The sequence below is a fragment of the Pararhizobium sp. genome (assembly GCF_035497515.1).
Classification (GTDB): Bacteria; Pseudomonadota; Alphaproteobacteria; order Rhizobiales; family Rhizobiaceae; genus Pararhizobium.
Window position 1 is genome coordinate 1 of sequence record NZ_DATJDJ010000001.1, and the last position, 6048, is coordinate 6048.

Here is a 6048-nt window from a genome sequence, read left to right on the forward strand (position 1 = left end):
TAGTGGGCCACGACAACCGAACCGGCGCCCTTGAAGGACTCGTTCAGCTCCGTGACGAATTCGCGTTTTTCCGCTCTTTCCACTGCCTATCTCCAGTTGACAGGACTACAAGACGCAGCCCCGTCGGTTTGCCTTTGCCACCTGGGATCAGAAGCGATCCCAAGCGACGCTCGAGGATCCTGTCCCCTGCGCGTTCCCGTAGAACGGGTCCGGCACAAGGCAAGCCGAGGTTCGAACCGAATTTCCACGCTTTCGCGCGTCAAATGAAATTCGGGACTCACCCGTCTCATGCAGGCTTAAGTGATTAAGGGATAACCACCTGCAATCTCGGACAGGAGTTCCGGGTTTGATCCCGGAATTCCCGGCCCCAAGGGGCCGGAAATCTGTGACCGGACCGAAGTCCGATGAATGGTTCAGGCGACGGCGACCGTCGACGGCTCGATCTTGACGCCCGGACCCATGGTCGAGGAGATCGCGACGCGCTTGACGTAGTTGCCCTTGGCACCGGCCGGCTTTGCCTTGATGACCGCATCAGCGAAAGCGCGGATGTTTTCTTCAAGAGCAGACGCGGTGAACGAGGCCTTGCCGATGCCGGCATGGACGATGCCAGCCTTTTCGACGCGGAACTCGACAGCGCCACCCTTCGATGCCTTGACAGCACCGGCGACGTCCATGGTGACCGTTCCGACCTTCGGGTTCGGCATCATGCCGCGCGGGCCGAGAACCTTACCGAGACGGCCGACCAGCGGCATCATGTCCGGGGTAGCGATGCAACGATCGAAATCGATCTTGCCGCTCTGGACGATCTCGACGAGATCTTCAGCGCCGACGATGTCCGCGCCGGCAGCCTTGGCTTCGTCAGCCTTGGCGCCACGAGCGAACACGGCAACGCGAACGTCGCGGCCGGTGCCGTTCGGCAGGTTGACGACGCCACGGACCATCTGGTCGGCATGACGCGGATCAACGCCGAGGTTCATCGCAACTTCGATGGTCTCGTCGAACTTCGCGATCGCCCGCTCCTTGACCATCGAAATGGCTTCGGTCAGTGCGACGAGCTTCGTCGGGTCAACACCTTCGCGGGTCTTCTGTACACGCTTTGCAAGCTTTGCCATGTTACGCCACCACTTCCAGACCCATGGCGCGGGCGGAGCCCTCGATCATGGTCATTGCGCCTTCGATATCGGCTGCGTTCAGGTCCTTCATCTTGGCTTCGGCGATCGACTTGATCTGAGCCTTGGTGAGCTTGCCTGCGACAGCGCCCTTGCCCGGGGTCTTCGAGCCCGAGGTGAGCTTTGCTTCCTTCTTCAGGAAGTAGCTGACTGGCGGCTGCTTCATGATGAAGGTGAAAGACTTGTCCTGATAATAGGTGATGACGACCGGGATCGGCATGCCCTTTTCGAGTTCCTGCGTGGCGGCGTTGAACGCCTTGCAGAATTCCATGATGTTTACGCCACGCTGACCAAGCGCCGGGCCGATCGGCGGGGACGGGTTTGCCGATCCTGCCTTGACCTGAAGCTTGAGCTGGCCTGCAACTTTCTTAGCCATATCTCTCTGCCTTTATGGTTTTCCAGGCTCACGTTCCGCATGAGCGGTCGGAACCGGAAATGTTTCGGCCGGTCTCCCGGCCCTGTCATGCCGCGCCCGAAAAGCGCGGCGGCTGCGGTTGCGTGGTGCGGATTAAGGTCCGGCTAAGACCGTCATCCTTCCACGCGGGGTGCGGGTTGCCCCGCTTGACCGGATCGAAATCCGGAAACAAAAGAATGCCGCGCAGCCAGAAGATCCGGCGCTGCGGCACTCTGAAATCAGACTTTTTCGACCTGAGCATACTCAAGGTCTACCGGCGTGGCACGGCCGAAGATCGAAACCTCGACCTTGAGGCGCGAACGCTCTTCGTCCACATCCTGGACGATACCGTTGAACGACGCGAACGGACCATCGGAGACGCGAACCTGCTCGCCGATCTCGAACGAGATCGAAGGCTTCGGACGATCGACACCATCCTGAACCTGGCCGAGGATGCGCTCCGCCTCGAAATCCGGAATCGGAACCGGCTTGTTGTCGGAACCGAGGAAACCCGTGACCTTCGGCGTGTTCTTGATGAGGTGATAGACCTCATCCGTCAGGTTCGCACGCACCATCACATAACCGGGGAAGAACTTGCGCTCGGCATCGACCTTGCGGCCGCGACGAACTTCAACAACCTTCTCGGTCGGAACGAGAATCTTCTCGAACAGGTGCTCAAGCCCTTTCTGGCGAGCCTTGTTCTCGATGTCCTCGGCGACCTTCTTCTCGAAATTCGAGTAGGCGTGAACGATGTACCAACGCGCTGCCATATTCATCCCCAATCGTTCAAACGCCAGCGTTCAGGACCAGGCCAATCAGCCAGCCCATCAATTGGTCCGCAGCGAAGAAGAACACAGCCGCAAAGAAAACCATGACGAAAACCATCAACGTCGAGATCATCGTCTCGCGCCGGGTCGGCCATGTCACTTTCGCCGTCTCAGCGCGTACCTGCTGCAGAAACGTAAATGGATTTGTCTTGGATGCCATTGAATGCTCACGCCTTAACGGCCCGTAAAGCTGACGATCAGCCCCACGCGCCGCGTGTCTGTTTGAACCCTACATAAAGACCGATTCTCGAAATCACAAGAGGTCAACGGTCTTTTTGCGAAATTAGCCGGAAGGAACGAGCCTTCCCATGTATTGTCTGCCCGATCGCCACGGCATGTTTCTGCGCGGTTTCGAATGGCAGGGGCAGTAAGGCTCGAACTTACGACCTGCGGTTTTGGAGACCGCCGCTCTACCAACTGAGCTATACCCCTAGACCTGCTGCGCCGATGGCCGAAGAGCCGAGCGCTGCAAGAAGTCTGCGGCTTATTATTCAACTTGCCGCAGGATGACAAGCGCCTTGGCCCGAAAAAATGAAAAGAATCCGGCGATGTCGGTACTCTTTTCGAAAGCCCGGATCCGCTCGATCATCCCTTCACGTATTTCCGCCAGTCGTGCTCCTCCTTGAAGCCGAGCACCTCGCGAATCTTGCGGTTCGACAGCAAGCCTTCGAATTCGCCAATTTCACGGGTGAACGGGACATTCGGGAAATAGCGGGCGGCGAGTTCGCGCGACGGCGTGTTGGCCGAAACGGTGTCGTTTGCGGCGTTGAAGACCTCGTAGCCCAGTCCATCTTTTTCGATGCACAGCTTGACGATCTGGCCGAGGTCGCGGGCATCGATATAACTCCAGGCTATACGCTTGCGGATATCCGGGTTGGCGAAATAGGCCGGAAAACGGTCATATTCATGCGGCTCGATCACATTGCCGATGCGCAGCGCGTAGATGTCGAAGCCGGACCGCTCGGCAAAGGCCCGCGCCGTCTTCTCGTTGACCACCTTGGAGAGGCCGTAGCTGTCCATCGGATTGACGTCGTAGTCTTCCTCCAGCGGAAACTGGTGGAAATCACGATGGCCTTCGGCGAAGCAGACACCGTAGGTGGTTTCGCTCGACGCGACGATGATCTTGCGGATACCCATCTTCACCGCCGCCTCGATGACATTGTAGGTGCCCATCGTGTTGATGCGGAACGTCTCGTTGTCGGGCTTGATCAGGATGCGCGGCACGGCGGCGAAATGCACGACGGCATCGAAAGGCAGCGGCCCCTGCCCGCCTTCCATGTCGGGAAAGTCGCGGTGCATCGACATGACGTTGAATATCTGGCCGCTGTCGGTGATATCGGCGATCAGATTGGTGACGCCGGGGCTGTCGAGCGGCACGAGATCGACATTGTGAACCTCGTAGCCTGCCTCCACGAGATAGGGAACCGCGTGCCGCCCCGCCTTGCCCGCACCGCCCGTGAACAGAATGCGCTTGCCCATGACCATCCTCCGTCTTAGCCGCATCCGATCCGTGCGGCCTCTTCCCGAACCGATATGCCCTGCCCTTCCGGTCGTCGCAATAGCATTTCTGATGAAGAAGGGATGACGGCGGCGCCCATGTCCTCTATTCGGTTAGGGAAACTGCAAATCAGACTGGACGACCAAGAACATGTCACTGCAAGCCGAAGATTTCGAGGCGCTTCTCTCTGGATACGAGATGGTTGCGCTGATCGCCAACAGCGAGAGCGTCGATATCGATGCCATCACACAGGCCCTTCCGGAAAAGACCCTCTACGTCTTCTTTACCGGCTGCACCAAGGTTCTACACAAGCCGTTCGAAAAGGACGCCATGCTCTGCCATCGTCTCGTTGCCGGCGGCGCGCGATTCCTCAAGTCACAGAAACATTTCGACAAGGCCTACAGTTTGTTCGCCAACGGCCTGAAGGCCGAGGTCGGCGTTCTCGCCGAACGGGGCGTCCCCACCGGCACACTGCCGCTCAGTGGCCCGCGCCGCAGCGACCTGTTGCCCTGCACGCTCGACTTCGACTATACATTCGGGCCGCTCTATCCGGTCGGCCGCATGCCGACCACCGGCTTTGCCATCGCTGTCTGGCTAATCGAGAAGATGCCGCACGCCAATGTCTGCCTGTGCGGCTTCACCGGTGTCGCCGGCCTGCAGTACGGCATGTATTCGGAGCATGACTGGACATTCGAGCAGATCATGCTGCAGCTCTTCGTCAAGAACGGGCGGATCCGCCGCTTCGAAGACAATCTGAGCGAACCGATGGGCATGTTCGCCCGGATTCATGATCGCTTTCCGGAATTCAGCGAGGCGACGATCGCGCTGGTGGCGAACAATGTGCTTGCCAACCGGTTTACCGGCATGGAACGGCAGGTCGCCAAGCTTTGGTCGAAAACCAAGATCCAGCGCAAGATCGGCGGCTTCTTCAAGCGCTTCAAGACCTTCGGCCACTGAGCTTCGCCTCGGCGGCCGTCAGGCCGTCTTATTTATCGCTGGGCGACGTAGAGGACGCGGTCGCGGGTCGCAAACCATTCCTCGGAATAATCGTCGTTCTTGTATTCGTCGAAATACGGCCCGCCATCGGTGAAATGCACGAGTTCGGCCGCTTCGTTGTAGTCGTATTCGTTGACCAGCCAGTTCCATGTCTGCGGCAGCGCCCCGATCATGTCCTCGGATTCCAGCCATTTGAACTGGTGAAGCTGCAGCCCCGTCGCCGTGTTGACGAAATCCGGCGTCAGCGCCTTGCATTTCGCGTTGTTGAACAGGATGACGCTCGACCAGTTCTTTTTCTCGTATTTGGTCTGGGTCTGGCCGAGGAACTTGGTCTCGACCTTCGGCGTATAGTCGTGCTTGACGCACATGGCGGCATAACGGTCGTCACGCAGGTCCCACAGCTTGGCGATATCCGTGCGCATCAGCATGTCGCAATCGGCAAACAGGCTCCAGCCCTCGTAATTGCTGAGATACGGAACAAGGAAGCGCGAGAAGGAAAATTCCGTCGATTGAAGCTGGTTGCGCTCGCGGGTGAAAATACCCTCGATATTGTTCAGCGAGATCGGCAGGAATTCCACAGGGATCGAGCTTTTTTCGAAGATGCTCTGGCAAAAGACATGATAGGCGACGACTTCCTTGCTGTCGAAACCAACGTAAACCCGAGCGTTATCAGCCATTTCCCCTCCAAAGGAACAACCTGCCGCATCATTCGCATGCGCAACAACAATTCGAATACATTCTCAAAGTTCCGCTCCCATGAATGGGAACGATAGATTCGGGCAAAGAATAAACGCCGCAACGATCGACTGCAATCTCCTGCAGGTCAGGTTTTGTCGCACACGGATCGATTGAACAGGACCAGCGACGTTTCTCCACACCTTCGTGGCAAGCGCCACAACGAGAAAGGCCCCGCTGTTTCCAGCGGGGCCTTCAAATCGATCATCGCAGATCGTCTCCGGTCTGCTTCTCGTCGAGATGACTCGACGATGCCGGCGCCGCGTGCAGATCGCGCTTGCGCGCCATCTGCACAGTCCTGCTGCCGTCGGCAGCTTTCGGCATCGTCAGGTCGTCGAGATTACTCGACGATCGAGGCGACGATGCCGGCGCCGACGGTGCGGCCGCCTTCGCGGATCGCGAAGCGCAGCTTTTCTTCCATCGCGATCG

7 protein-coding genes, 1 tRNA gene and 2 pseudogenes are annotated in these 6048 nt (G+C 58.4%); 1 reads left to right on the forward strand and 9 read right to left on the reverse strand.

The annotated features are described in order from the left end of the window. The 7 genes and pseudogenes from VL202_RS00005 to VL202_RS00035 all read right to left on the reverse strand — a co-directional run. Positions 1-83: pseudogene (locus tag VL202_RS00005) on the reverse strand (50S ribosomal protein L10); the annotation flags it as partial. 330 nt (positions 84-413) lie between these two features. After that, positions 414-1112, reverse strand: a complete 699-nt coding sequence (gene rplA, locus VL202_RS00010; protein ID WP_325462158.1) for a 50S ribosomal protein L1 — start codon at positions 1110-1112, stop codon at positions 414-416. A 1-nt stretch (position 1113) separates the two neighbouring features. Continuing rightward, a complete protein-coding gene (gene rplK, locus VL202_RS00015) occupies positions 1114-1545 on the reverse strand; it encodes a 50S ribosomal protein L11 (RefSeq protein ID WP_275790770.1) in 432 nt (143 codons plus the stop codon). Between the two features lie 257 nt (positions 1546-1802). Then, complete coding sequence (nusG, locus tag VL202_RS00020) at positions 1803-2333, reverse strand: transcription termination/antitermination protein NusG (protein WP_325462159.1); 531 nt, start codon at positions 2331-2333, stop codon at positions 1803-1805. Between the two features lie 16 nt (positions 2334-2349). Next, positions 2350-2550, reverse strand: coding sequence for a preprotein translocase subunit SecE (gene secE, locus VL202_RS00025; RefSeq protein WP_325462160.1), 201 nt, complete (start codon positions 2548-2550; stop codon positions 2350-2352). Positions 2551-2746: 196 nt separating this feature from the next. Next, positions 2747-2822 (reverse strand) — tRNA-Trp (locus VL202_RS00030). Positions 2823-2975: 153 nt separating this feature from the next. Continuing rightward, on the reverse strand, positions 2976-3869 hold the full coding sequence (locus VL202_RS00035; protein WP_325462161.1) for an NAD(P)-dependent oxidoreductase: 894 nt from the start codon (positions 3867-3869) through the stop codon (positions 2976-2978). Positions 3870-4038: 169 nt separating this feature from the next. Here VL202_RS00035 and VL202_RS00040 point away from each other — a divergent pair, with 169 nt between their 5' ends. After that, positions 4039-4845 (forward strand): hypothetical protein, encoded by an 807-nt coding sequence (locus tag VL202_RS00040; RefSeq protein ID WP_325462162.1) that lies wholly within the window; start codon positions 4039-4041, stop codon positions 4843-4845. Between the two features lie 32 nt (positions 4846-4877). Here the strand turns inward: VL202_RS00040 and VL202_RS00045 are convergent, their stop codons facing one another. Together VL202_RS00045 and VL202_RS00050 are read right to left on the reverse strand one after the other, a co-directional pair. After that, complete coding sequence (locus tag VL202_RS00045; protein ID WP_325462163.1) at positions 4878-5561, reverse strand: glycosyltransferase; 684 nt, start codon at positions 5559-5561, stop codon at positions 4878-4880. Positions 5562-5959: 398 nt separating this feature from the next. Beyond that, positions 5960-6048, reverse strand: a pseudogene (locus VL202_RS00050) (elongation factor Tu); the annotation flags it as partial.

Excerpts from the sequence above, each read along its gene's own strand:
- VL202_RS00045 (WP_325462163.1), bottom strand. The coding sequence starts at position 5,561 with ATGGCTGATAACGCTCGGGTTTACGTTGGTTTCGACAGCAAGGAAGTC.
- secE (WP_325462160.1), bottom strand. The coding sequence starts at position 2,550 with ATGGCATCCAAGACAAATCCATTTACGTTTCTGCAGCAGGTACGCGCT.
- rplA (WP_325462158.1), bottom strand. The coding sequence starts at position 1,112 with ATGGCAAAGCTTGCAAAGCGTGTACAGAAGACCCGCGAAGGTGTTGAC.
- VL202_RS00035 (WP_325462161.1), bottom strand. The coding sequence starts at position 3,869 with ATGGGCAAGCGCATTCTGTTCACGGGCGGTGCGGGCAAGGCGGGGCGG.
- VL202_RS00040 (WP_325462162.1), top strand. The coding sequence starts at position 4,039 with ATGTCACTGCAAGCCGAAGATTTCGAGGCGCTTCTCTCTGGATACGAG.
- nusG (WP_325462159.1), bottom strand. The coding sequence starts at position 2,333 with ATGGCAGCGCGTTGGTACATCGTTCACGCCTACTCGAATTTCGAGAAG.
- rplK (WP_275790770.1), bottom strand. The coding sequence starts at position 1,545 with ATGGCTAAGAAAGTTGCAGGCCAGCTCAAGCTTCAGGTCAAGGCAGGA.